This is a genomic window from Romboutsia sp., from assembly GCF_035470145.1.
In the GTDB taxonomy this organism is placed as follows: Bacteria; Bacillota; Clostridia; order Peptostreptococcales; family Peptostreptococcaceae; genus Romboutsia_D.
In genome coordinates, this window is record NZ_DATIRC010000212.1 from 1 (window position 1) to 24,504 (window position 24,504).

25 protein-coding genes are annotated in these 24,504 nt (G+C 28.0%); 21 read left to right on the forward strand and 4 right to left on the reverse strand.

Annotated features, from left to right (window positions below):
• On the reverse strand, positions 1–713 hold a 713-nt coding region (locus VLM92_RS08945; protein WP_325275996.1), incomplete at its 3' end, for a ketose-bisphosphate aldolase.
• Positions 714–921: 208 nt separating this feature from the next.
• On the opposite strand from VLM92_RS08945, the gene VLM92_RS08950 reads away from it, so the two are divergent.
• The 3 genes from VLM92_RS08950 to rlmD are packed head-to-tail and all read left to right on the forward strand — an operon-like array spanning position 922 to position 3,356.
• Positions 922–1,251, forward strand: a complete 330-nt coding sequence (locus tag VLM92_RS08950; protein ID WP_325275997.1) for a DUF1904 domain-containing protein — start codon at positions 922–924, stop codon at positions 1,249–1,251.
• Positions 1,251–1,973, forward strand: a complete 723-nt coding sequence (locus VLM92_RS08955; RefSeq protein ID WP_325275998.1) for a pseudouridine synthase — start codon at positions 1,251–1,253, stop codon at positions 1,971–1,973. The genes VLM92_RS08950 and VLM92_RS08955 overlap by 1 nt, the downstream gene beginning before the upstream one ends.
• 27 nt (positions 1,974–2,000) lie before the next feature.
• A complete protein-coding gene (gene rlmD, locus VLM92_RS08960; RefSeq protein WP_325275999.1) occupies positions 2,001–3,356 on the forward strand; it encodes a 23S rRNA (uracil(1939)-C(5))-methyltransferase RlmD in 1,356 nt (451 codons plus the stop codon).
• A gap of 136 nt (positions 3,357–3,492) precedes the next feature.
• Here the strand turns inward: rlmD and namA are convergent, their stop codons facing one another.
• Complete coding sequence (gene namA, locus VLM92_RS08965; protein WP_325276000.1) at positions 3,493–4,533, reverse strand: NADPH dehydrogenase NamA; 1,041 nt, start codon at positions 4,531–4,533, stop codon at positions 3,493–3,495.
• Positions 4,534–4,829: 296 nt separating this feature from the next.
• Between namA and VLM92_RS08970 the strand changes: the two genes are divergently transcribed.
• The 4 genes from VLM92_RS08970 to VLM92_RS08985 all read left to right on the forward strand — a co-directional run bounded on the left by VLM92_RS08970 (position 4,830) and on the right by VLM92_RS08985 (position 8,172).
• On the forward strand, positions 4,830–5,189 hold the full coding sequence (locus VLM92_RS08970; protein ID WP_331681732.1) for a winged helix-turn-helix transcriptional regulator: 360 nt from the start codon (positions 4,830–4,832) through the stop codon (positions 5,187–5,189).
• Between the two features lie 285 nt (positions 5,190–5,474).
• Positions 5,475–5,627 carry a zinc-ribbon domain-containing protein gene (locus VLM92_RS08975; RefSeq protein WP_325276002.1) on the forward strand — a complete coding sequence of 51 codons (153 nt, stop codon included), beginning with the start codon at positions 5,475–5,477 and terminating at the stop codon, positions 5,625–5,627.
• Between the two features lie 320 nt (positions 5,628–5,947).
• Positions 5,948–6,625, forward strand: coding sequence for a hypothetical protein (locus VLM92_RS08980; protein WP_325276003.1), 678 nt, complete (start codon positions 5,948–5,950; stop codon positions 6,623–6,625).
• Between the two features lie 173 nt (positions 6,626–6,798).
• Positions 6,799–8,172 (forward strand): DUF3298 domain-containing protein, encoded by a 1,374-nt coding sequence (locus VLM92_RS08985; RefSeq protein ID WP_325276004.1) that lies wholly within the window; start codon positions 6,799–6,801, stop codon positions 8,170–8,172.
• Positions 8,173–8,337: 165 nt separating this feature from the next.
• Here VLM92_RS08985 and sleC read toward each other — a convergent pair whose 3' ends face one another.
• Positions 8,338–9,609 (reverse strand): spore cortex-lytic germination protein SleC, encoded by a 1,272-nt coding sequence (sleC, locus tag VLM92_RS08990; RefSeq protein ID WP_325276005.1) that lies wholly within the window; start codon positions 9,607–9,609, stop codon positions 8,338–8,340.
• A gap of 124 nt (positions 9,610–9,733) precedes the next feature.
• Between sleC and VLM92_RS08995 the strand changes: the two genes are divergently transcribed.
• From VLM92_RS08995 to VLM92_RS09035, 9 genes are all read left to right on the forward strand, one after another.
• The gene (locus tag VLM92_RS08995; protein WP_325276006.1) at positions 9,734–10,459 is read left to right on the forward strand and encodes a PrsW family intramembrane metalloprotease; all 726 of its coding nucleotides are present in this window, start codon (positions 9,734–9,736) and stop codon (positions 10,457–10,459) included.
• 175 nt (positions 10,460–10,634) lie between these two features.
• Entirely contained in the window at positions 10,635–11,435 is an 801-nt protein-coding gene (locus VLM92_RS09000; RefSeq protein WP_325276007.1) for a hypothetical protein, read from the forward strand.
• A gap of 41 nt (positions 11,436–11,476) precedes the next feature.
• Positions 11,477–12,010, forward strand: coding sequence for a signal peptidase I (lepB, locus tag VLM92_RS09005; protein WP_325276008.1), 534 nt, complete (start codon positions 11,477–11,479; stop codon positions 12,008–12,010).
• Between the two features lie 9 nt (positions 12,011–12,019).
• The gene (locus VLM92_RS09010; RefSeq protein WP_325276009.1) at positions 12,020–12,781 is read left to right on the forward strand and encodes a sugar phosphate isomerase/epimerase; all 762 of its coding nucleotides are present in this window, start codon (positions 12,020–12,022) and stop codon (positions 12,779–12,781) included.
• Positions 12,782–12,821: 40 nt separating this feature from the next.
• Positions 12,822–14,489 (forward strand): nucleoside kinase, encoded by a 1,668-nt coding sequence (locus tag VLM92_RS09015; RefSeq protein ID WP_325276010.1) that lies wholly within the window; start codon positions 12,822–12,824, stop codon positions 14,487–14,489.
• A gap of 95 nt (positions 14,490–14,584) precedes the next feature.
• A complete protein-coding gene (gene glsA / locus VLM92_RS09020; protein WP_325276011.1) occupies positions 14,585–15,502 on the forward strand; it encodes a glutaminase A in 918 nt (305 codons plus the stop codon).
• A gap of 81 nt (positions 15,503–15,583) precedes the next feature.
• Positions 15,584–16,147, forward strand: a complete 564-nt coding sequence (locus VLM92_RS09025) for a helix-turn-helix domain-containing protein (RefSeq protein ID WP_325276012.1) — start codon at positions 15,584–15,586, stop codon at positions 16,145–16,147.
• Between the two features lie 92 nt (positions 16,148–16,239).
• Complete coding sequence (locus VLM92_RS09030) at positions 16,240–17,079, forward strand: deoxyribonuclease IV (RefSeq protein ID WP_325276013.1); 840 nt, start codon at positions 16,240–16,242, stop codon at positions 17,077–17,079.
• A 34-nt stretch (positions 17,080–17,113) separates the two neighbouring features.
• Positions 17,114–18,109 carry an aldo/keto reductase gene (locus tag VLM92_RS09035; RefSeq protein ID WP_325276014.1) on the forward strand — a complete coding sequence of 332 codons (996 nt, stop codon included), beginning with the start codon at positions 17,114–17,116 and terminating at the stop codon, positions 18,107–18,109.
• A 127-nt stretch (positions 18,110–18,236) separates the two neighbouring features.
• On the opposite strand, the gene VLM92_RS09040 is transcribed toward VLM92_RS09035, so the two are convergent.
• The gene (locus VLM92_RS09040) at positions 18,237–18,644 is read right to left on the reverse strand and encodes a RusA family crossover junction endodeoxyribonuclease (protein WP_325276015.1); all 408 of its coding nucleotides are present in this window, start codon (positions 18,642–18,644) and stop codon (positions 18,237–18,239) included.
• A 64-nt stretch (positions 18,645–18,708) separates the two neighbouring features.
• Between VLM92_RS09040 and queG the strand changes: the two genes are divergently transcribed.
• The 5 genes from queG (at position 18,709) to VLM92_RS09065 (ending at position 24,383) form a co-directional block, all read left to right on the forward strand.
• Positions 18,709–19,614, forward strand: a complete 906-nt coding sequence (gene queG, locus VLM92_RS09045) for a tRNA epoxyqueuosine(34) reductase QueG (protein WP_325276016.1) — start codon at positions 18,709–18,711, stop codon at positions 19,612–19,614.
• A 129-nt stretch (positions 19,615–19,743) separates the two neighbouring features.
• Positions 19,744–21,990, forward strand: a complete 2,247-nt coding sequence (locus tag VLM92_RS09050) for an ATP-binding protein (RefSeq protein ID WP_325276017.1) — start codon at positions 19,744–19,746, stop codon at positions 21,988–21,990.
• 212 nt (positions 21,991–22,202) lie between these two features.
• A complete protein-coding gene (nth, locus tag VLM92_RS09055) occupies positions 22,203–22,829 on the forward strand; it encodes an endonuclease III (RefSeq protein WP_325276018.1) in 627 nt (208 codons plus the stop codon).
• Between the two features lie 191 nt (positions 22,830–23,020).
• Positions 23,021–23,491 (forward strand): tRNA (uridine(34)/cytosine(34)/5-carboxymethylaminomethyluridine(34)-2'-O)-methyltransferase TrmL, encoded by a 471-nt coding sequence (gene trmL / locus VLM92_RS09060; protein WP_325276019.1) that lies wholly within the window; start codon positions 23,021–23,023, stop codon positions 23,489–23,491.
• A 43-nt stretch (positions 23,492–23,534) separates the two neighbouring features.
• On the forward strand, positions 23,535–24,383 hold the full coding sequence (locus VLM92_RS09065; RefSeq protein WP_325276020.1) for a DegV family protein: 849 nt from the start codon (positions 23,535–23,537) through the stop codon (positions 24,381–24,383).
• The last annotated feature ends 121 nt before the right edge of the window (positions 24,384–24,504 follow it).

Here is a 24,504-nt window from a genome sequence, read left to right on the forward strand (position 1 = left end):
AAAGCTAATTGACATTCAGTGTTAACATTTATTTTAGAAACACCTAAAGATATAGCTTTTTGTATCATGTCTGCAGGTATACCAGTTCCTCCGTGTAATACTAATGGCATAGTTCCTGTAGTATCGTTTATAGCAGCTAAAGCATCGAAGCTTAATCCTGCCCAGTTTTCAGGGTATTGACCATGTATGTTACCTATACCAGCAGCTAACATATCAACACCTAAATCTGCTATTAATTTACATTCAGCTGGATCTGCAACTTCTCCAGTTCCAACAACACCATCTTCTTCTCCACCGATAGAACCAACTTCTGCTTCTACAGATATTCCTTTAGCATTAGCTATTTCAACTATTTCTTTAGTCTTAGCTATATTTTCTTCTATAGCATAGTGAGAACCATCAAACATAACAGAAGAGAATCCTGCTTCTATTACTTTTAAAGCTCCATCATAACTACCGTGGTCTAAGTGTAGAGCAACTGGAACTGTTATTTTTAATTCTTCTAACATTCCGTTAACCATACCAACTATAGTTTTATAACCACCCATATACTTACCAGCACCTTCAGATACTCCTAAGATAACTGGAGAATTGTTTTCCTGAGCAGTTAATAAAACCGCCTTTGTCCATTCTAAGTTATTGATGTTGAATTGACCTACTGCATATTTTCCTTCTCTAGCTTTATTTAACATTTCTTTAGCTGAAACTAACATAGTGAAACCTCCATATAAATTAATTTGTTAAAAAATCATCAAATTTAAAATTTACCCATCACCTAATATTATAACCCTTCTACAAAAAAAGTACATAGTAAATTGTAATAACATCAAATTAAAAGTATAATAATATCTATAAAAAGTATAAAATATAATAAATTGATAAAAAAACTATATGTAGTGTACAAAAGAAAGGAAATGTATTATGCCACAGATAAAAATAAGAGGAATTCATGAAAATGATATATGCAAAATAAGTGAAAAAATGATAGATGAATTAGTTGAAGCTGTAAAGTGTCCAAGAGATTATTTTGAAATAGAATGTATAAAATCAGTTGCTATAAGAAATGGACAATTAGCAGATGTTTATCCATTTGTAGAAATAGCATGGTTTGATAGAGGGCAAGAAGTACAAGATATAGTAGCTAATATAATAACTGATAGTATAAGAAATAATTTGGATGTAGAAAGTATGGATTTAGCATTTACAGTATTTGAAAAGAAAAAATACTATGAGAATGGAGAACATTTTTAATGGCCAAAAAATTACGTATAGATAAAGTACTTTCAAACGTAGGATATGGTAGTAGAGCAGAAATGAAAAAATATTGTAAGTATGGAATAATAACTGTAAATGGTAAAGTTATAAATAATCCAGGACTTCAAGTAGACCCAGAAAATGATGAAATAATATTTGATGGAGAAAAGGTAAATTATAGAGAGTTTGTGTACATAATGTTAAATAAGCCAGATGGATATATATCAGCTACTTTTGATAAATTTGATCCAATAGTATTAGACTTAATAGATCCATCATACCTTGTATTTGAACCATTTCCAGTAGGAAGGTTAGATAAAGATACAGAAGGTCTACTAATTTTAACTAATGATGGGCAGCTTTCTCATAGAGTACTATCACCAAAGAAACATGTTCCAAAGACTTATTATGCTAAGATAGAAGGAATAGTAACAGAAGAGGATATAGTAGCATTTAAAAAAGGTGTAGTGCTTGATGATGGATATGAAACTATGCCATCCCAATTAAAAATATTAAAAAGTGATGAAATATCAGAAATAGAACTCACTATACATGAAGGTAAATTCCATCAAGTAAAAAGAATGTTTGAGAGTGTAGACAAAAAAGTAGTATACTTAAAAAGACTTTCTATGGGTAAATTAGAACTAGATGAAAACTTAGCACTAGGAGAATATAGAGAGTTAACAGAGAACGAAATAAAATTAATGGAAGAAAGATAGATACAAAGACTAACGGAGGTAATTTTAGTGAAGAAAAAAGACATTATAGAGTTTGAAGTAGATAAAATGGAGTTCGGTGGAACATCTGTAAGTTTATTAGGAAATAGAGAGATACATATGAAGGGCGGAATAACGGGTCAAAAGATAAAGGCAGCTGTTAAAAGAACAAGAAGTGGAAAAGCTGATGTTAAGATGCTAGAGTTATTAGAAAAATCACCAATAGAAACAGAAGAAACGTGTGAGCATTTTAATGAATGTGGAGGATGTAGCATATTATCTGTTCCTTATCAAAAACAACTTGAAATAAAAGAAAAACAAGTTATGGATTTATTTTTAAAGCAAGATTTATTTGGATTCCAGTTCTTAGGTATAGAAGGAAGTCCTCAAGATAAATTATACAGAAATAAGATGGAGTATACTTTCGGAGATGAAATGAAAGATGGACCATTAACATTAGGATTACATAAAAAAGGAAGACATATAGATATAATGACGGTTGATGGATGCCTACTAGTAGATCAAGATTTTATAAAAGTATTAACGACTACAGTAGATTATTTCAATAAAAAAGAACTTCCTTATTATAGAACTGTAAACCATAAAGGGTATTTAAGAAACCTTGTTGTAAGAAAAGGTATAAATACTAAAGAAATGATGGTAAATATAGTTACTTCTTCTCAAATAGATTTTGATATGACTGAGTATAAAGAAACTTTATTATCATTAGGATTAGATTCAGAGCTAGTAAGTATATTACACACTATAAATGATGGATTAGCAGATGCTGTTAACTGTGATGAACTAAGAGTATTACATGGAAGAGATTATATACAAGAAGAAATATTAGGATTAAGATTTAAAATATCTCCATTTTCATTCTTCCAAACAAATACTAAGGGAGCTGAAAAACTTTATACTATAGCAAGAGAGTTTGTAGGAAATCATGAAAATAAGGTTGTATTTGATTTATATAGCGGAACAGGTACTATAGGGCAAGTTATGGCAGGTGCAGCTAAGAAAGTTTATGGAATAGAGATAATAGAGGAAGCAGTTGTAGCAGCAAATGAAAATGCTAAATTAAATGGATTAACTAACTGTGAATTTATAGCAGGAGATGTTGCTAAGACTGTTAAAAATTTAAAAAATAAACCAGACCTAATAATAGTTGACCCACCAAGACCAGGTGTTCATAAGGATGCTATAAGAGATATATCAGGATTTGGTGCTAAAGAGATAGTTTATATATCTTGTAATCCTAAGACTTTAGTGCTTGATTTAGTAGAGTTTAAGAACTATGGTTATGAAGTTGAAAAAGTTAAGTGTATGGATATGTTCCCTAATACACCTCATTGTGAAACTATTGTGAAGCTAGAGAAGAGATAGACTTACATCAGAATATATGAAGTAATATTCAATCATCTGATTAAATTACTTGCAATACAAAGAGGTACAAAAAGTTCGAAACCTCTTTGTATTGTAAAACTGATATATACATAAAGCTATGTTTATATTTTATGAATTAAAAACCATTTTTATTAACCACATTACTTCTTTCATATTGAATTGGCCATTTTACGTCTACTTCTAATAGTTTAGCTGCTTGAAGTGTCCAGTAAGGATTTCTTAATAATTCTCTTCCTAGATATACTAAATCAGCTCTATTATTATTTAATATTTCCTCAGCCATTAAGGGCGAAGTAATAAGTCCACCAGCTATGGTTTTAATACTAGAAGTATTTTTTATTGTTTCAGACTGTGCAACTTGGTATCCTGGATAGGTATTTATCTTAGTAGGTACAACACCACCCGTGCTAACATCAATCATATCTAAGCCTTCATTTTTAACCAAATTTATAAGTGCAGCAGTTTTTAATGAATTATTTCCGCCCTCAGCATATTCTTCAGCGGATACTCTTAAAATCAGAGGTTTAGTTTCTGGCCAAACAGTTTTAACTGCTTGTATAACTTCTCTTAAGAACCTAACTCTATTTTCATCATTTCCACCATATTCATCCTGTCTTTTGTTAGTTAATGGTGATAAAAATTGATTAATTAAGTATCCATGTGCTCCATGTAATTCTAATAAATCAAAACCTGCAGTTAATGCCCTTTGAGCAGCATTTTTAAAGGCATTGACAGTTTTTATGATGTCTTCTTTTGTCATTTCAGTAGGTACTCTATAGTTTTCATTAAAAGCTAGAGCACTTGGAGCAATAATTGGATCTGAAAGAACCTCAGATTTTCTGCCGGCATGATTAATTTGTATTCCAACTTTTGTCCCATGTTTATGACACTCATCCACTATGTTTTTTAGATTTTCAATATAAGAATCATCCCATATACCTAAATCTTTATCAGTAATACGGCCACCAGGCTCAATTCCAGTAGACTCTAGAATGATAAGCCCTACTCCTCCAATAGCTCTAGTTGCATAGTGTATGAAATGCCAGTTATTTGCAAAACCATCATTATTACAGGAATCCATACACATAGGAGCCATTACAATTCTGTTTTTAAGTTCCATATCTTTTAGTTTAAAACTACTAAATAGCATTGACATATTTAATCTCCTCATATTTTTAAATTACCACCTATTTTTTCAATATAGTTAATTTTGTTGTAACATTTTAATTGATTTTTCTGTGCAGCTATTACACCCATAAGTTTTTCTTCTATAAATGAAGCATACATATTTGGTTTAACAGATAATATAATTACATCTGAAAATTTAGTTGTTCCTATATTATTTGCATGTATTAAAGTATATCATTTTGTAATTCAGAGTAAAGTATGCACTTTATTGATATATAGTATCTTAAATGATACTATAGAAGACAAGTAGGAGGAATGTATATAATGGATGATAAAATTAAAAATGTGAGTTGTGAAATAGAATTAACGTTAGCTGTTATAGGGGGGAAATGGAAACCAATTATTCTTTGGTTCTTAGGAACTACAGGCAAGAAACGATTTGGTGAAATGAAAAAGCTTCTTAATGGAATTACACATAAAACACTAACAACTCAATTAAGAGAGTTAGAATATAACAAATTAGTTCATAGAGAGGTATTCCCGGAGGTACCCCCAAGAGTAGAATATTCTATTACTGAAAAAGGTAAAACTTTAATGCCTATATTACAAATGATGTGCAAATGGGGAAGAGAAAACGGTAGCGATATATATGAAATGAACATTAGCATATGTAATAAAAAATAGAATAATGATAATAAAATAAATAGAGTTATTTACTATCATATATTTCAATAAGCTTGTGAAGTACATAGAAATGTGTATTCCGTAAAAGTATAGACAATAAGTATTATGTTATATAAATATAATTTGCATAAAGGTTATGTGATATATAAATAATGCTTGTATTAAGTATAGCTATGTGTTACTTTTAAATTAAGTATAAATATAAAATATAAAGATTGAGTTAGATTATAATTTTCTCTGCTAAGGGCTAATTATTCTAAATAGTCTTTAAGTTGGAGGATTAAAATGGATAAGAAATTAACATGTAAGGATTGTGGGCAAGAATTTTTATTCACTGAAGGTGAGCAAGCATTCTATAAAGAAAAAGGATTCGAAAATGAGCCTGTAAGATGTCCAGAATGTAGAAAAGCAAGAAAGCAAAATAACAACAGAAGATAGTTGTAAAATATTTGAGCTATAAGATTAATTTCTTATAGCTCTTTATGTATATCCCTCAGGGGCAATAACTTGACGGTGAAAGTCTGTTTATCATATTTTACATTATAAATAAGATAATTAAATTTATTGTTTGACACTATATATAGATTTACCAAGTAACGCAGCCTACAGTGGAGTATAAATACTATTACTTAAATTGGACAGGATATGATATTTTATAATGTTTAAATATGTAAATTTATAATATTAAGAGGATTATTAGAGACAGATGAAGAAGAATTATAGTGAATTTATTATATTAGATATAAGGGGGCAAATTAGTGAAAAAAGGAGATTTTATTTGGGGTGGAGCACTTATTTTATGGATAGCTATATTAGCTATTCCAAGAGGTAGAGAAGTATTTATTGCTACAACAGAAGCATATCCATACATAGGTGGGTTTTTTAAATTTGCAATTCTAGCAACAATGGGTGAGTTACTAGGAATAAGAGTAATGAGAGGAGATTGGAAAAAGCCAAATGGTTTAATATTTAGAGCTGTAATTTGGGGTGCTCTTGGTGTGGTTATAACTCTTGCACTACCAGTATTCTCATCGGGAGTAACAAATGCACAAGAAATAGGTAGATTACCTTTTAAAGGTTCAAATTTTGCACATGCATTATTAACTAGTACAGTTATGAATATACTTCAATCACCAGCAATATTCTTATTCCATAAATGTACAGACACTTATATAGATGAAAAGTATAATAGAAATGGATCAAAGGTTACATTAAAAGATGTATCAGATAAAATAGATTGGTATACATATCTTAATTTTACAGTTTTAAAAACTATTCCATTTTTCTGGATTCCATGCCATACGATAGTATTTTTATTCCCAGCTGAATATAGAGTAATAGCAGCTGCATTTGCATCTATAGCACTTGGGTTAATATTAGCATTAGCTAACAAGTCAAAGTCAAAAACAAATTTAATAGAAGCAAATCAAAACTAAATAATAAAAGTTAATTATATAATCAGCCTTAATTTATTTTTACAAATAGATTAAGGCTGATTTAAATTTAAAATATCTATTTACAGTAAGATATAAAGTATAAAAATTAATTAGAATAAAAATAGAAGAAATCCAAAGTATAATAAGTGAAATATATTTTGGAGGAACTCAAAATGAAATATATTAGAATACTTTTAAAAGGAATATCAGTGATAGTTGTACTTACTTTATTAGTAATATTATCGAATGAAAAAAGTAAGTTTGCAATTAGAGATATAACTCAGGCTAATTTGTCTCAAGGACTAAGAACAGTGAAAATAACAGAAGAAAAAATAAGAATAGATGATAAGAATATATCAATAAGCGTAAAAATGCCAGAGGTACATTGTTCAAAGACAGAAGTAGAAAGATATATAAATACATATATAAGACGGAATATAAATGAATTTATAAATCATCAAAGACAAGCTATAGAAATAAATAATAATTCTGAAAAAAAATATATAAGTATAAATTATAATGTGGCATTTGAAGATAGAAATTTATTAAATATAATAATATATAGAAATATAAAAAAAGATAAAAACAAATTTACTTTAGAAAAAGATAGTTACTTGTTTGATTTAGAAACAGGTCAAAGAATTTATTTAGATAATTTTTTAAAGAATAATTCAGATTACCAAGAAGTTATAGCAAAATATATATATAATTATGCTAAAAAGCATAATTTAAGAATTGATAAGGATAGGATTATTATAAATAAGTATACTAATTTTATTATTGCGGATGGAGGAATGATAATTTATTTCAATCCTTATAAACAAAATAATAGTAAAATAAATTATGAATTTAAAATACCATCTCAAATATTTAAAAATAAAATAAAAATAGTAGGCACTAATAATATAGTTGCAAATATAGATACTCAAACCATAACTAAAGATGGCAAGTATATTAATAGTGTAATAAATATACCTATAATAATAACCTCTAACAAAAAAATTGAAAAGTGTATAAATGATAAAATAAGAAATGATATAATGGATTTTTATAATAATTCTCAAGAAGAGGCAAAAAATTATTTAAGCAAGTTCCCAGATGTAGAAAATAAATTTGTTGCGAATGTAGATTTTGAAGTAAAAAAGAATAGTGATAATATATTGAGCATAAATGTAAGATATTATAAATATAGTGGTGGAGCTCATGGATATTATGAAGATATATCATATAATATTGATATGAGAAATGGAAAAGTATTAATGTTAAGCGATTTGTTTAAGGAAAATTCAGATTATAAAAAAGTTATAGATGATGAGATTAGAAGGCAAATAGAAAAAATAGTAAAAAATGATAAAGAATATGAAGGGGTCTATCAATTTAATGGGATAAAATTAAATAATAAGTTTTATATACAAGATGATAATTTAGTTATTTACTTTGACTTATATGAGATAGCACCATATGCAGCAGGTCAGCCAGAATTTTCAATAAACATAAGTACAATAAGCCATATGTTAAAAGATGAATATAGAGAAATGTTCAAATAAAGATAACTTTATTAAGGTGTAAATATATGAACTAAAAATTATATAATTTTGAAATTTAATAAAAAAGCTATAGAATTTAGCTTCAATAAAATGTACTTGATTAAAGTTATGTTTTAATGGACCTAATTCTATAGCTTTTAATTTTTTATATTGAAGTAAATTATATTATATAGTCGGAGTTAAAGATGCTATTTTAGTTACAGCAACATATACTCTAGATATTTCATACCATGTTTTAAAGTCTACCACCCCGGATTTAGGTAATCCAAATATACCTTGGAAGGTTTCTACAGCTTCAGCTGTAGAATTACCATATATTCCATCTTCTTTAACTTTAGGTATAGCTGGATATGCTTTTGAAATAGCATTAAGTTGATTTTGAATAGTCTTAACATATTTACCTTTAGAACCCACTTGCAGAGTTTCACCAGGAAATGATACTGGTACACCACTAACGATAGGAGCTTTTTCAAATACTATTTCATCACCATAAAAATATCTAAGTATACTTTCATAATCTTTTCCTTGAGCTCCCAAATCCTTACTTCCCCATTGAGTCATTTGATTAGGACATTGAGATTTTTTACCATCACAATATTGAGCAAGTAAAGGCTGTCTAGATGTAGGTGGACGTTTTATAAAAGTATTAAATATATCATCAACAATGATATTTATTGTGTCAAATAAATTTCTATTATATATGAATTTATGATCATAAGCAGTACTAGAAGTTATGGTAAAGTTATATCCCATATTTCTATACCATTCAGTGAAAACTCTATTTAATGTAAAAGATATTATGGCTATAACATTTGCATAAATAGTTTGTTCAGGCCAAGTAGAATATATTTCAGAAGATGCAACATTTTTAATATATTCTTTAAATGGTATCCAATAATCTTTTGCAGAAGTATTTTCAGGTAATCCATCGTGAACTACTACAAATTCTGGTACTACTGGATTATCTAAAACAACAAACCCTGTAGGAGGAGGTATTGGTTTTAAACTACTTTCAGGTATTTTAGGAGCATAAGTACCATATAAAGTATTTTCACCTATCCCGTAGACCTCTTCGTTTTGTCTAGAATAAGAGTTTTTGCATCGAGTTTTAGCTTTAAGAGGAACATTTTGCCTAGCTTCTACAGTAGGAAATAGTTGAGTACCATCAATAATAACTGTTTCATAACCATCTACACTAACTTCTACAGAATACTGGCTATAAGGTCTTACATCAGAAGGTTGCTGAGAATAAATAATGTCTGGAGCATCTAAAGTTAACCCAGTGACTTGACCTGATGAGTCAGTCTTTAAATTTTGATAAACCGGGGATGAACGTTCTCCTGCTAGAGGAATTGAATAAATGTTTACAGTAGCTCCTTCGATAGGTCTATTGGTAGAATTATCTAAAACACTTACTGTTAAAAAACCATCTTGCATAGAATCACCCTTTCTTTAAAATAAATTAATAATATACTGTATTTTATAGTATGAATATAGTTCTTATTTTGTTAAGGTAATTGGAAATAATATAAATGAAAATATAAATAAGGGATGTGTTTTGATGAAGTTAAGTTTATTAGTACTAGCTATAGCACCGATTATAGCTTGTATATTATGGATATATTTAAAAGATAGATATGATAAAGAGCCTATAATGATATTGGGGAAATTTTTTATACTTGGTATACTTATGAGTGCTATAGCAATTATAGTAGAAAATTTTTTGATGAAAATAAATATTTTTGAGGGATATTCTAGCTTAATATATATATCTTTTATAGTTGCAGCACTAACAGAAGAGGGATTAAAAGGGCTAGTTCTTATACCTAATGTATTAAAAGAAAAGAATTTTAATGAAAAGTTAGATGGTATCATCTATTCAATATTTTTATCTCTTGGATTTGCAACTATTGAAAATATAATATATATATTATTTGAAGATTATCAAACAGCATTTGAAGTAGGTATAATAAGAGCAGTTATATCTGTACCTGCACATATTATGTTTGCTATAACTATGGGATATTATGTATCGAAATATAAATTCAGCAATAAATCAATAAAAAAGAGAGAGTACCTTATAATGTCAATATTAGTGCCTATATTAATTCATGGAGGTTTTGATTTTATATTGATGATAGAATATAGATGGTCGATTATAGTGTTTGCAATTTATATAGTATTTTTATGGAAAATAAATTTAGATAAACTAGATGATTACATAAATAAATCTAAAAAGAGATTTTTTAGGATTAGAAAGAAAAAAGGAAGAGACTATAAAAGTTGACTAAATTGCCTTGAAAATTTTTAGATGATATAAAAGAAATACCTGAATAAGTAGTATAATTATTTAAGGATAATCAGACTGTAGGTAAATGAGGAAAAAATGTATATTTAGATATAACCTAGTTTAATAATAAAGAAAAGTAAGTTTATAAGCATTAAATTATAGGAGGTATATAATGGGCTCATTAGATAAAAGTCAGGAGTATGTCATATCTAAATTTTTACAAAGATATGACTATGATGCAGTGTTAGATGTATTAGATGAAGCAGGAATTATAGAAGGTGATTTATATTTATTAATGGAGTCATCTAAATATGCCGTTAATTTTGATTTTAAAAAAGCCTTAGCAAGTATAAATAAAATGAGCGAGCAAATGTTATCTAGAAGAGAAATAAATAAATTAATAAATAATCTAAATAACTTAAATGTAGGAGAGCCTGAAGATATATTATCTGAATTAATAGAAAATATGAAGATTCAAATTGTGAATGAAGAGTATATAGATTTTCTAGGAAGATTATACAGGCTAAAGGAAGCTTTATTTAAATATATTTTTGTTAGTACTAAAGAATCAAAAGCATGTAAGATATGTATGCACGGATATATGGTGTCAAAGAAAAATATTTTATATACCTTAAAAAAGAAGTATAATATATATAATGGAAATTTAATACATGGAGTAACTCAATATATAAATAGATACGTAAGAAAAACTAAGAGAATGGATAAGGTAGTAGAAATATTAAATAGCGAAAGCTTAGAAAATCTAATTAAGCTTAGGAATGAAAGTCCAGTTGGACATGGTTTTAAAGGAGTTAGCAAAGAGGAAATTGAAGAAATATATGGAAACCCAATGGAGGTAGTACAAGATTTAGTAAAAGTATGTGAGTTGTTAGATTTAGGGATAAAAATGAATAAATACGATAATATTAATGAGATGGCTATACACATGATAGGGAGCTATAATAATCATTAATTGATATGATATGAAAACTTATTTTAGAGGAGATGGTAAGTATGAATGATAAAATAAAGAAAGAGGCCATAGAGTGGATTAAGATAATTGCAACAGCTCTTGTATTTGCATTTATAATAACTCAATTTGTAAGACCTACATTAGTAAGAGGAGAATCAATGTATCCTACATTAAAGGAAAATGATTATTTAGTAATCAATAGAATGTCATACAAGTTTGGGGAGCCAAAAGAACGAGATATAATAGTATTTAGTACAGAGCTATTACAAGAAGATGGAAGCCCAAAGGATTTAGTTAAAAGAGTTATAGCAGTTGAAGGAGACCATATAAAGATAGAAGATTCAAAAGTATATGTAAATGATAAATTAATGGATGAGCCGTACATACACAATAACTATACTGAAGGAAATATAGATATGGTTATACCTGAAGACAGAGTATTTGCTATGGGAGATAATAGAGAAAAGAGCTTAGATAGTAGATATGAAGATGTTGGACTAGTTGATGAAAAAGATATAATGGGAAAGGTTATGATAAGATTATTCCCATTTAACCATGTAGGAAAAGTTAATTAGAGGCTGATTATGAAGATAGGTATAGCAGCACTTTTATTTAATATAGAAGAAGCATTAGATATATGTAAAAAAATAGAAAGAATAAAACATATAGAGCTAGGCATTGATAACTTAGAAGAATGTAAAAGTTTATATAAATATAAAGATATAATTAAAGAGTTAGACTTATCTTTAGGTATACATTTGCCAATGGAGCTAAATACTTGTGAAAATATAAAATATATAAGAAATTCATGGGTAGAATTTGTAAATAGACTAAATGAAGAGTTAAAAGATTTAGATATAAAATATTTTAATCTTCATTTAGGATACGTTATGTCTAATAGATTGAAAAAAAATAAAGACAAGTATTTAAATATTAGTACTGAATTTTTAAAAAATCTAAATCAAGATATAAATATTAATCTTTGTATAGAAAATGTATATTCAAATGATGGAGATTTTTCAAATGTTGGCAACATAGCATATGATTTTGAATATATATTTAGTAAGATAAAAAGTGATAAATTATGGTTTTGCTATGATACAGGTCATAATTTAATAAACACAGATGAATATATAAATAAATTAAATAGCAAAATAAAAATAGTTCACTTAAGTGATAATGATGGTATATCAGATATACATATTGGCATAGGTAAAGGAATACTATCAAAAAAACATATAAAAGAAGTGTTAAAATTAAATCCCAAATACTTGGTATTAGAAATTAATTATGATCACATTGAATGTAGTTTGAAAAAGTTAGATTCTATTATAAAAGAGGTATAGATACCTCTTTTTCCTATATGTAGGAGAAAGGAGACATACTATGAAGAATATAAAACTAAACATAAATGGAGAAATAAGACAATATTATGTAGAGGAAAATTCTTTAGGTATAGTAGTAGAAGATATAGCAAAAGAATTTAGTGAAGATTATAAAGGATATATAACTCTCGCAGTTATAGGAAACAAATTAAGAGAATTAAATCATAAAGTTGATATGGATTGTAGCATAAAATTTTTAGATACAACTAATGCCGATGGTTTAAGAGTATATTATAGAACTATGTCATTTATATTTATAATGGCTTGCAATGAATTATTTGAGGGAAGTAGAGTTGTAATAGAACATTCTTTATCAAATGGATTATATTGTGAAGTACATGGATATAAACAATTAGATGAAAAAGATATTAATGCAATAAAGAAAAGAATGATAGAAATAGTTGAAAATAACTATAATATAGATAAAATATCAACAAATACAGAAGAGGGAATAGAGATATTTGAAAGTTATGGAATGTATGAAAAAGCACAGCTATTAAGATATAAAGAGTATAATGATGTGAAAATATATAAATGTAACAGTCATATAGATCATTTTTATGGATATATGTTACCATCAACAGGATATATAAAAACATTTGACCTAAAATTGTATAATAATGGAATTATAGTTTTAGGTCCAAGTGAAGATGATAAAGCTATACCTGTAGAGTTTAAGCCACAGCCTAAACTTGCAAGTGTATATCAAGAAGCTGAACAATGGTCAAAACTTATAGGGGTAGATAGAGTTACAACTCTCAATAAAATTATAGAAAACTATGATTATGGGGATGTAATAAGAACAGTAGAAGCTTTGCATGAGAAAAAACTTTCTCAAATAGCAGATATAATAAAAGAAAAAGAAAAAAGAGTAATACTGATTGCGGCACCATCTTCGTCAGGAAAAACTAGCTTTGCTCATAGACTTTCAATACATCTTAGAGTTAATAATTTAAAACCTGTGTCTATCTCTTTAGATGATTATTTTGTTAATAGAGATGATACTCCATTAGATGAATTTGGGAACTTTGATTTTGAATCTATATATGCAATAGACTTAGATAGATTTAATAGGGATTTAAAAGATTTATTAGACGGTAAAGAAATAAATTTACCAAAGTTTAACTTCAAGCTAGGGATAAGAGAGGAAACTGGTAAAAAATTAAAAATAGATGAGAACCAGCCGATAATATTAGAAGGAATACATGGATTGAATCCAATTTTAACATCATCTATACCAGATGAAGATAAATTTAAAATATATATAAGTGCTCTTACTCAAATAAATTTAGATGATCATAATAGAATACCAACAACTGATTTAAGGTTAATAAGAAGGATGGTTAGAGATTATAATTTTAGAGGTTATAGTGCAGAAAGAACAATAATGCAATGGGAGTCTGTAAGACGAGGAGAAAAGAAGAATATATTCCCGTATCAAGAAGAGGCAGATGTAATATTTAACTCTGCATGTGTATATGAGCTGGCGGTTTTAAAAAAATACGCTAAGCCATTGCTAGAAGAAATCACGATAGACAATCCATCATATATAGAAGCTAATAGACTTTTAAAATTTCTCCAGTATTTTGTTGAATTGCAAGATACATCAGACATACCGTCAACATCGATACTAAAGGAATTTATAGGTGGAAGTAAAATAGTAGACTAGTTATACAGAAAGTCCTGATATTGACATAATGTCAGGACTTTCTGTATTATATAATTGGGATATATTTCGAAATATAACTAAATAAGGAGGTAAATATGGAAAAAATACTTAAAGAAGTATTAGATACAAATAGAAAATATACAAATTATGGACAAGTGGCTAGCTACATACCAGAATTAAAAAATGCACGCAGAGATGATTTAGGAATATGTATAGTAGATAAAGATAATAACATATATAAAGTAGGAAATTGCAATACTAAATTTACGATTCAAAGTGTTTCAAAAACTATAGTACTTGCAATGGCATTAATGGATAATGAATGGACACATGTTTTTTCAAAGGTTGGAATGGAACCAAGTGGAGATCCATTTAATTCTATAATGAAGCTAGAAACAAATGATACAAAGAAACCATGTAATCCTATGATAAATGCTGGAGCTATAGTAACAACATCATTAATAAAAGGATCTAGTTTTGCAGATAAAGAAGAAAGAATGTTGAATTTCTTTAGAAGGTTAGCTAAAAATGATAATATCGGAATTAATTATGATGTGTATAAATCAGAGAAGATGAGTGGAGATAGAAATAGAGCTATGGCATATCTTCTTAAGAATGATGGATTTATTCAAGGTAATGTAGAAGAAGTATTAGATTTATACTTTAAGCAGTGCTCTATAGAAATAGATGCGGTTGATTTAGCGAGAATAGGTATGAATCTTGCATCTTATGGTATAGATATAGAAAATGGCGAAAGAGTAATGAGCGAGAGAGTATCTAGAATGGTTAAGACTTTTATGATGACTTGTGGTATGTATGATGCATCAGGAGAGTTTGCCATAAAGGTTGGAATACCTGCTAAATCAGGAGTTGGTGGCGGAATAATGGCATCAGTTCCAAATAGGATGGGTATAGGAGTTTATGGACCGGCTTTAGATAAAAAGGGAAATAGTATTGCAGGGGTTAAAATGCTAGAAGACTTATCTCATAGGCTAAATTTAAATATATTTTAAAATAGAGAATTTTTTGACAACTACTAATGGTTAATATATAATTAATATACAATAAAATAATTTTTTTATAGGGGTGGGGGAATGAAAGAAGTACTTGTGTTAAGAGATTTAGAATGTATAAAAGCTATTGCACATCCTCGTAGAATAGACATTCTAAAAACATTTAATAAGTCACCATTGTCAGCTAAGCAATTATCTCAATTGTTAGATGAGCCTCATGCTAAAATAAACTATCATATAAAAACGCTTTATAAGGTAGGGATTTTAGAACTAGTAGAAGAGAAAATAAAGTCAGGTATAGTAGAGAAATATTATTATCCAAAAGCAAAAAATATAGTAGTAGGAAAAAAAGTACTTAATTTTTCTTTAAATACACAACAAGAAAAGAAAGAATTAAGTATATCTAAATTTGAAGATATGAGTGAATTATTTTATCATGCGGCAGAAGAGGATATTCTGTTAGATGAAAGTATTATTGATTATCATAAAATGTCATTAACTAAGGACGAAATTAAGGAGTTAAATGATACTATGAAATCAAAAATAGAGGATATTTTAAAGTCTAGACAAAAAAGTGATATAGATGAAAAATATGAGATAGCCATGTTAATTATACCTATGCTAGAAGAAGCTTTAAATATATAATAAGTGTCAACCTTTGTTGATACTTATTTTTTTTGGGTATAATTAAGTTATATAGATAAGCAATTAATAAAAAATACATAAGGAGGAAAAAAATGATTATAATAGGACCACATATTTCTATAGCTAAAGGATATGGGAAGGCAGCTGAAGTTGCTGTAGAGATAGGGGCAAATACATTTCAGTTTTTTAGTAGAAACCCAAGGGGAGGAAATGCTAAAGAATTTGTAGAAAAGGATATAACTAAATTTCAAAAAATAAGAAAAGAAAATAATTTTGGTGCTTTATTGGCTCATGCACCTTATACTATGAATTTGGGTGGGGCGAAAGATGATGTTTATGAGTTTGGAAAAAAAGTAATAAAGGAAGACATAGAGAGGATGGACTCTTTGGGAATTGAGTATATGTGCTTTCATCCAGGAAGTCATGTAGGAGGAGGTATTGACTTTGGAATAGAAAGAATTACTACAGCACTTAATGGAGCTATAAAAGGTAATGAAAATATAACTATACTCCTTGAAACTATGTCTGGAAAAGGAACAGAAATCGGATTTGAATTTGAACATCTAAAAAGAATAATTGATAATGTAAATCATAGTGAAAGAATGGGGGTCTGTTTAGATACTTGCCATATTTTCTCAGCAGGATATGATATAGTAAATAATTTAGATAGAGTTTTAGAAGAATTTGATAAAATAGTTGGATTAGATAGATTAAAAACAATACATTTAAATGATAGTATGATGCCATTTGGAGATAAAAAAGATAGACATGCTATAATAGGGGAAGGTAAAATAGGGTTAGATGCAATAATCAATTTTATGACCCATCCTAGTATAAGTCACCTTCCATTTTTCTTAGAAACGCCACTTGAAGATGAAGGACATAAGAGGGAAATAAAAATGATAAGAGAAATATTAGATGGTATACAATAAAGAATATATTCTATACAGTTAGGCGGGGAAACTAATGAGATTATTAGGAAAAACAAATATAAAAATTAAAAGAGTAGGATTTGGAGGAATACCTATACAAAGAATTACTCAAGAAGATACAAATCAGGTTATAGCTGAATTAGAAAAACAAGGTATAAACTTTATAGATACAGCTAGAGGGTATACTATAAGCGAAGAATATATAGGAAATGCGTTAAAAGAAAAAAGAGATAAATTTTTTATAGCTACTAAGAGTATGTCTAGGGATTATGAAGGAATGAAGAAAGATATAGAAATAAGTTTAGATAATCTTAAGACAGATTATATTGATATATATCAACTTCATAATATTAAAAGTGAAGAATATGATACTATATTTAATGATGGTAAAGCATATAAAGCATTATTAGAAGCTAAAAAAACAGGAAAAATAAAACATATAGGAATAACTAGTCATAGCTTAGATACAATAAAAAAGGTATTAGAGGATGATAAATTTGCTACAATTCAATTTCCGTATAATATAATAGAAGATCAAGCTGATGAAGTATTCAGAAAAGCTCATAAAAGGGGTATAGGTGTTATAGTAATGAAACCTCTAGCAGGTGGAGCCTTAGATGATGCTACACTAGCTATAAAATATATACTTACAAAAGATTATATAGATGTTGCTATACCAGGTATGGACAGCATTGAGCAAGTAAAGCAAAATATTGCTGTATTAGATAATGTTGAATTAACTGAAGAGGACAATAAGAAAGTAGAAGATATAAGAAATAGTTTAGGAAAAAGATTTTGTAGAAGATGCGAATATTGTTTACCATGTCCAGTGGGTGTAAATATCCCAGTAAATTTTTTATTAGAAGGATATTATACTAGATATAATTTAAAGCAATGGGCTAAAGAAAGATATGCAGCTACAAGTGGAAAAGCAAATGAATGTATAAATTGTGGATTATGTGAAACCAAATGCCCATATGAACTTCCTATTAGAGAGATGTTAAAAGATATATCATCGAAACTTGACTAGTATAGAATTATAAAATTTAAAATACAGAATAATAAAGAGTACTTAAAGTTATAGTACAAAAATTATCCTGTAGTAATTCATAAGCACGCTTTATTTATAGGGAGTAAAAGCTTGATTTATCAAGCTTTTACTCTTTTGAAGATATATTATAAGATACATCGTACTGTGAAACTGGATAAAGCTCTATTTCAACACGTGGGTTTTCTTTATCTATAAAATCAAATAATAAAACTGGCTTAAGTTGTTTATCATTTTTGATAATACCACTTTTTTCAATACCATCACATATACTTTTAGGGTAGTTATGTAAATCCCCCATGCGTTTATTAGGGAAATATAACTTTAGTACAGTGATTAAATCTTCTACAATAGCATCTCCTTGGTATTGTTGATTTATATAACCTGCGATCATATTTTCATAAGCCAGGTACTTAGAATGCTTGCCTGTTGATGGCATCCATGCTTGACCATGAACATTATGAAGCTTGAAATTAGATTTACTTATGGGTCTCCCTGGTATTGTTAATTTAATCAAATTATCACCATCCTTACACTTTAGTTATTATAAGACTAATAAAGAATTAATGAAAGGATATTTTATGAATAAGAATGAATTAAAAGAATTTTGTGCATCAATAGGATTAAAATCTGTAGGAATTACAGGTATTAGTGTAAATAAGAAATTAGAAAAAATACTGAAAAATAGATTATTAAATGGACATATAACTGGAATGGAAGAAAAGATACTAGAAAATAGAATAAATGCGCAAAATACAATGAAAAATGCTAAATCTATAGTTGTATGTGCATTTCCTTATTATATAGGAGAAAATGAAAATTCAAATTTATCTAAGTATTGTTATGCAAAAGATTACCATATAGTAGCAAGAGATATTTTACAAAAAATATGTAATTATTTAATTACAGAAATAAAGGGGTTTGAATATAAAATATTTGTGGATAATGGACCTTTAGTTGACAGACATTTAGCATATTTATCTGGAATTGGATATTTTGGTATGAATAATAATATAATAACGGATGAATATGGGTCATATGTATTTATAGGATATATTATAAATAACTATGAGTTTCATCCAGATGAACCATTACAAAAAAACTGCATAAATTGTAGTAAATGTGTAGAATATTGTCCGGGAAATGCTATTTTAGGAAATTTTGAAATGAATCCTAAGAGATGTTTGTCTTATTTAACTCAAAAAAAAGAGGAATTGTCAGAAGAAGAGGTAAGGATACTAAAGAATAGTGATAAAGTCTTTGGATGTGATATATGCCAAGATGTATGTCCACACAACCAAAACATCTCAAAGACGCATATACAAGAGTTTATGGATAATATAATTGATAGATTAGACTATGAAGAGATTAGCAATATTTCGAATAAAGAATTTAAAAGGAGATATGGAGATAGAGCCTTTAGTTGGAGAGGAAGAAATATAATAAAGAGAAATATGGATTTATTACAAAAGAAGTCTGATGACTAATAAGTCAAAGGCTTCTTTTTGTATTACAGAAATTTGTTAAACTTAAGATTAGTATGATTTTAAAAATTAAATCAACATTTACAAGCTATAACACATAGAATATATAAAAGAAAAGAAGGGGGGAGGTTTATGCTAACATATAATAATACATCTGAAATAAAACCTCTAGAAAGCATATTAGGTCAAAAAAGAGCCATCGATGCCATGGAGATAGGATTGAAAATTAATAATTCAGCATACAATATATACTTGGCTGGAGAGTCAGGAACAGGTAAAACAACATATGCTATGAAAGCATTGAATAAATATGCATCTCAAAAAAGTATACATAAAGATTGGTGTTATGTGTATAACTTTGAGTACCCTAGAGAACCTGTTGTAGTTGGGTTGGAAAAAGGATTAGGGAAAGTGTTTAAAAAGGATATAGAAAAACTTATAGAAACACTTTTAGATGAATTAAAAGATGCATTTGAGAGTGAAGATTTTGAAATAGGAAAAAACCAACTTATTGAAGAGTATGAAATAGAAAAAGATATACTGCTAAAGAAAATAAAAAAATATGGAGAAGAAAAAGGTTTTAAATTAAAAAATAGTAAAGTGGGTATGGTATTTGTCCCTATAAAAGAAGAAAAGGATGAAACAAAAGATGAAGATGAATTTGACGAGGAATTCTATAAAGTTAAAAGAGAACTAGAGAATATGGCAATTCAAGTAATATATAAAATAAGAGACTTAGAGGATGCAGCCAAAGAAGCCTTATTAGATTTAGAGGAAGAGATAGCTAAGTTTGTGATTGATCCACATATAGAACTTTTAACTGAAAAATATAAGGAATATGACAAAGTGAAAACTTATTTAACAAATATGAAAAAAAATATATTAGAGTATGTTTATTTGTTTTATATGGATGAAGATGAATTAAAAGACAAATATGATAAAGACCACTTTTTAAAATATAAAGTAAATTTATTTGTTGATAATGGAACGGATAAAAATAATGCAGCACCTATAATTGTTGAAATGAATCCAAGTCCATCGAATTTATTTGGGAAGGCAGAATATGATTATTATAATGGAAGCATAAAGACAGACTTTACTAAGCTTATTCCTGGTGCAGTTCATAAAGCTAATGGAGGATATTTAGTTTTATATGTAGATCAATTGTTAAGATATGGATTGTCTTGGGATATGTTAAAGAGAACGATACAATCTAGAAAAATAGGCGTAGATACTCAAACTTCTATAAAACCAGAAAGCATTCCTATAGATATGAAGGTAATACTAATAGGAAATAACTATATGTACAATTTATTATACAACTATGATCCTGATTTTAGTAAATATTTCAAAATATTTGTCGATTTTGATAATGAAATGATTAAAAGTGAGGTTAATGAAGATGGAATAGCTAGATTTATAGCATTACAATGTAATAAAAATAATCTTAAGCATTTTACCTATGATGCCGTTAAGGAAGTTATTAAGTTGAGTACAAGAATATCTGGAGATAGCTATAAGCTTTCAACTCAATTTAATAAAATTCTAGAGATAGTTGTAGAAGGAGATGCATATGCAACAATTAGAGGTGTTGAATATGTTGATAAAGAGGATGTTAAGAAGGCAATAGATGAAAGAAGAAAAAGATTAAGTAGAATAGAGAGTAAGATGGATGAGTCGCTGGAAAATGGATTCACTTTAATTGAAACGCAAGGAAAGAGAGTAGGGGTTATTAATGGACTTTCAGTACTTAATATGGGAGAATACTCATTTGGAAGACCTTCAAGAATAACTGCAACGACTAGCCCAGGAAATGAAGGTATAGTTAATATAGAGAGAGAGGTAAATATGAGTGGTCCTATACACAATAAAGGTGTATTAATATTAGGTGGGTATATAGCAGAAAATTTTGCTCAAGAATTTCCTTTATCACTAAATGCATATATTTGTTTCGAACAAAATTATGGAGGCGTAGATGGAGATAGTGCAACAGGAGCAGAATTGTATGCTCTAATATCATCCTTAAGCAAAATACCTATAAAGCAGAATATAGCTGTTACAGGTTCAATGAATCAAAAAGGAGAAATACAAGTTGTTGGAGGGATAGCCGAAAAAATAGAAGGATTTTACTCAGCATGTAAGAGAAAGGGATTAAGTGGAGATCAAGGTGTTATAATACCTAAAAATAATAGTAGAAATCTAGTTTTATCAGATGAATTAAATGAAGCTATTGAAAATGGTGAATTTAAAATTTATACAATTGAAAGAATAGAAGAAGCACTTGAAATCTTAACTGATATGAAATTTGATGAAATTAAAAAGATAACAATAGAAAGACTTTATGAATTTAGTAAAATGCAGAAAGACCTAAAACAATAGTTTTATTATATAATTTAATGGGTAAAATATTAAAAGAAAGCAAGAACATGTAAAGTTTTTGCTTTCTTTTTGTATAAAGATAATAAAATATAATCATAAATAACTTTATATAACATAATTAGAAGTCTATATGAGAAAAATTTATTATGTATTGGTGAATGTTATAGATAATATATAATAAGGAAAATAAATTAAAAAGGGGCAATATTATTATGAAGGATATTAATAAAATATTAAATGTTTTAGAGGAAACTTATCCAGATGCACAATGTGAACTGAATTATACTACACCATTTGAACTTTTAATAGCTACAATATTATCAGCACAATGTACAGATGTTAGAGTCAATAAGGTCACTGCAGAATTATTTAAAAAATATAATACCCCTGAAGCTTTTTTAAAACTAAGCACTCAAGAGATAAGTGAAAAAATAAAAAGCTGTGGATTATATAAAAGTAAAGCGCAGAAAATAAAAGTGACGTCAGAAATGTTATGTGAATTTTATAATGGTGAAGTGCCAGATATTTTAGAAGAATTGATTAAGTTGCCTGGGGTGGGTAGGAAAACTGCTAATGTAGTGTTAAGTAATGCATTTAATCAAGATGCTATGGCAGTTGACACTCATGTATTTAGAGTTTCAAATAGAATAGGAATAGTTCATACAAAAACCCCAGAAAAAACAGAGTTTGCATTAATGGAAGTTATTCCAAAAAAAAGATGGTCTAATTCTCATCATCTTTTAATTTTTCATGGAAGGAGAATCTGTAAGGCAAGAAATCCAGAATGTAAGGTTTGCCCCATAAAAAACGATTGCAATTACTACGTTGCACAAATTTAGATGGGATATTTTAACTCTTGAATAAAGAGATATAAATAAGTTTTAATAAAGTGAGTTTTTACAAAAGTAATTTTCTGTTATAATTATATTTGAGAAATATTAGAATATAAAATAATTAAACATTACATAGCTCAATTTGTGCTAAATAAAATAAACGTAATTATTTACTTATGATAATAAGGAGGATGGATATGTCATTAAACGTAGTCTTGGTAGAACCAGAAATACCTCAAAATACTGGTAATATAATAAGAACATGCGCAGCAACAGGAACAACATTACATTTAGTAAGACCATTAGGTTTTTCACTTGAGGATAAATATTTAAAAAGAAGTGGACTTGACTATTGGGATTTAGCAAATATACAATATTATGATAGCATCGAAGAAGTATTTGAAAAAAATCCAAATGGAAAATTCTTTTTCTCAACTACAAAAGTTAATCAATCGCATTCGGATGTAGAATTTGTTGAAAACTCATTTATAGTGTTCGGAAAAGAAACTAAAGGATTACCGGAGGCATTAATAAAAGAAAATTTGGAAACTTGTATGAGAATACCTATGATAAATGTTGAAAAGGCTAGATCGCTGAATTTATCAAATTCAGTTGCCATAGTGGTATATGAAGCATTAAGACAATTAGGCTATCCAAATATGAGATAATCCCAATTATTCTAAGTATAGTTTAATAAGGGGGCATTTTATGATGAAAAATTTGAAAATAATATGCGATAGTTTATCGGATATACCTAAAGAATTAATTGATAAATATGATATAGAAGTGGTACCATTGACTGTTATATTAGACGGAAAAGAATATAAAGATGGTATTGATATATCTAATGATGAGTTTTATAAAATACTTAGAGAGAAAAATGAATACCCAAAGACTTCACAAGTTACATATGCTCAATTTAAAGAAGTTTTTGAGAAATATGTAAACGAAGGAAGAAAAATACTTTATATAGCTGGGTCATCTGTAGCTACTGGAACATACCAAAGTGCAGTTATGGCTAAAAATGATATAGATGGTGAGATATACACTTATGATTCTCAAGCATTTTCTTATGTAATAGGAATGTTAGTTGTTAAAGCAGCAGAACTTGCAGAACAAGGAAAAGATATAAATGAAATATTAGATGAAATAGAAAAATTAAGAGAAAAGACTTATGTTTTATTCTCAGTGGATACTTTAGAATATCTACAAAAAGGTGGAAGAATATCTTCTACTAAAGCTGCTGTAGGTAGTATATTAAACATAAAACCAATATTAGACATAAGAGATGGACTAGTTGCCCCAGTATGTCAAGTTAGAGGAAAGAAAAATGTTATATCAAAGATGATAGATTTAGTAAAAGAAAACTGTGGAACTAGCTTAACTGATCAAGTCATATGTATAGGATATAGTGATGACTTTAAAGAAAAAGATAAGTTAACTGAGGTAGTTAAAGAACAATTTAATCCTAAAGAAATATTATACTTTCAAATAGGTACATGTGTAGGTTCACATGCTGGACCGGGTTTAACCGCTATTATATGCTTAAAAAATAAATAGTACGTCATATTAAAAAGATCTTCTGTATTGAAGGTCTTTTTTAATATACTATATATATATTTATTTTTGAATGTATATTTATAATAATATATGTACATTATATACTTAAAATTTATATACT

What these genes read in the sequence shown, in the direction of transcription:
- lepB (WP_325276008.1), top strand. Translation starts at nt 11,477, where the DNA reads ATGAATGATAAAATAAAGAAAGAGGCCATAGAGTGGATTAAGATAATT.
- VLM92_RS08995 (WP_325276006.1), top strand. Translation starts at nt 9,734, where the DNA reads ATGAAGTTAAGTTTATTAGTACTAGCTATAGCACCGATTATAGCTTGT.
- VLM92_RS09050 (WP_325276017.1), top strand. Translation starts at nt 19,744, where the DNA reads ATGCTAACATATAATAATACATCTGAAATAAAACCTCTAGAAAGCATA.
- VLM92_RS09030 (WP_325276013.1), top strand. Translation starts at nt 16,240, where the DNA reads ATGATTATAATAGGACCACATATTTCTATAGCTAAAGGATATGGGAAG.
- glsA (WP_325276011.1), top strand. Translation starts at nt 14,585, where the DNA reads ATGGAAAAAATACTTAAAGAAGTATTAGATACAAATAGAAAATATACA.
- VLM92_RS08955 (WP_325275998.1), top strand. Translation starts at nt 1,251, where the DNA reads ATGGCCAAAAAATTACGTATAGATAAAGTACTTTCAAACGTAGGATAT.
- VLM92_RS09035 (WP_325276014.1), top strand. Translation starts at nt 17,114, where the DNA reads ATGAGATTATTAGGAAAAACAAATATAAAAATTAAAAGAGTAGGATTT.
- VLM92_RS09010 (WP_325276009.1), top strand. Translation starts at nt 12,020, where the DNA reads ATGAAGATAGGTATAGCAGCACTTTTATTTAATATAGAAGAAGCATTA.
- VLM92_RS08985 (WP_325276004.1), top strand. Translation starts at nt 6,799, where the DNA reads ATGAAATATATTAGAATACTTTTAAAAGGAATATCAGTGATAGTTGTA.
- VLM92_RS08970 (WP_331681732.1), top strand. Translation starts at nt 4,830, where the DNA reads ATGGATGATAAAATTAAAAATGTGAGTTGTGAAATAGAATTAACGTTA.
- VLM92_RS08950 (WP_325275997.1), top strand. Translation starts at nt 922, where the DNA reads ATGCCACAGATAAAAATAAGAGGAATTCATGAAAATGATATATGCAAA.
- VLM92_RS09000 (WP_325276007.1), top strand. Translation starts at nt 10,635, where the DNA reads ATGGGCTCATTAGATAAAAGTCAGGAGTATGTCATATCTAAATTTTTA.
- VLM92_RS09015 (WP_325276010.1), top strand. Translation starts at nt 12,822, where the DNA reads ATGAAGAATATAAAACTAAACATAAATGGAGAAATAAGACAATATTAT.
- namA (WP_325276000.1), bottom strand. Translation starts at nt 4,533, where the DNA reads ATGTCAATGCTATTTAGTAGTTTTAAACTAAAAGATATGGAACTTAAA.
- VLM92_RS09025 (WP_325276012.1), top strand. Translation starts at nt 15,584, where the DNA reads ATGAAAGAAGTACTTGTGTTAAGAGATTTAGAATGTATAAAAGCTATT.
- nth (WP_325276018.1), top strand. Translation starts at nt 22,203, where the DNA reads ATGAAGGATATTAATAAAATATTAAATGTTTTAGAGGAAACTTATCCA.
- VLM92_RS08975 (WP_325276002.1), top strand. Translation starts at nt 5,475, where the DNA reads ATGGATAAGAAATTAACATGTAAGGATTGTGGGCAAGAATTTTTATTC.
- VLM92_RS09065 (WP_325276020.1), top strand. Translation starts at nt 23,535, where the DNA reads ATGAAAAATTTGAAAATAATATGCGATAGTTTATCGGATATACCTAAA.
- trmL (WP_325276019.1), top strand. Translation starts at nt 23,021, where the DNA reads ATGTCATTAAACGTAGTCTTGGTAGAACCAGAAATACCTCAAAATACT.
- sleC (WP_325276005.1), bottom strand. Translation starts at nt 9,609, where the DNA reads ATGCAAGATGGTTTTTTAACAGTAAGTGTTTTAGATAATTCTACCAAT.
- queG (WP_325276016.1), top strand. Translation starts at nt 18,709, where the DNA reads ATGAATAAGAATGAATTAAAAGAATTTTGTGCATCAATAGGATTAAAA.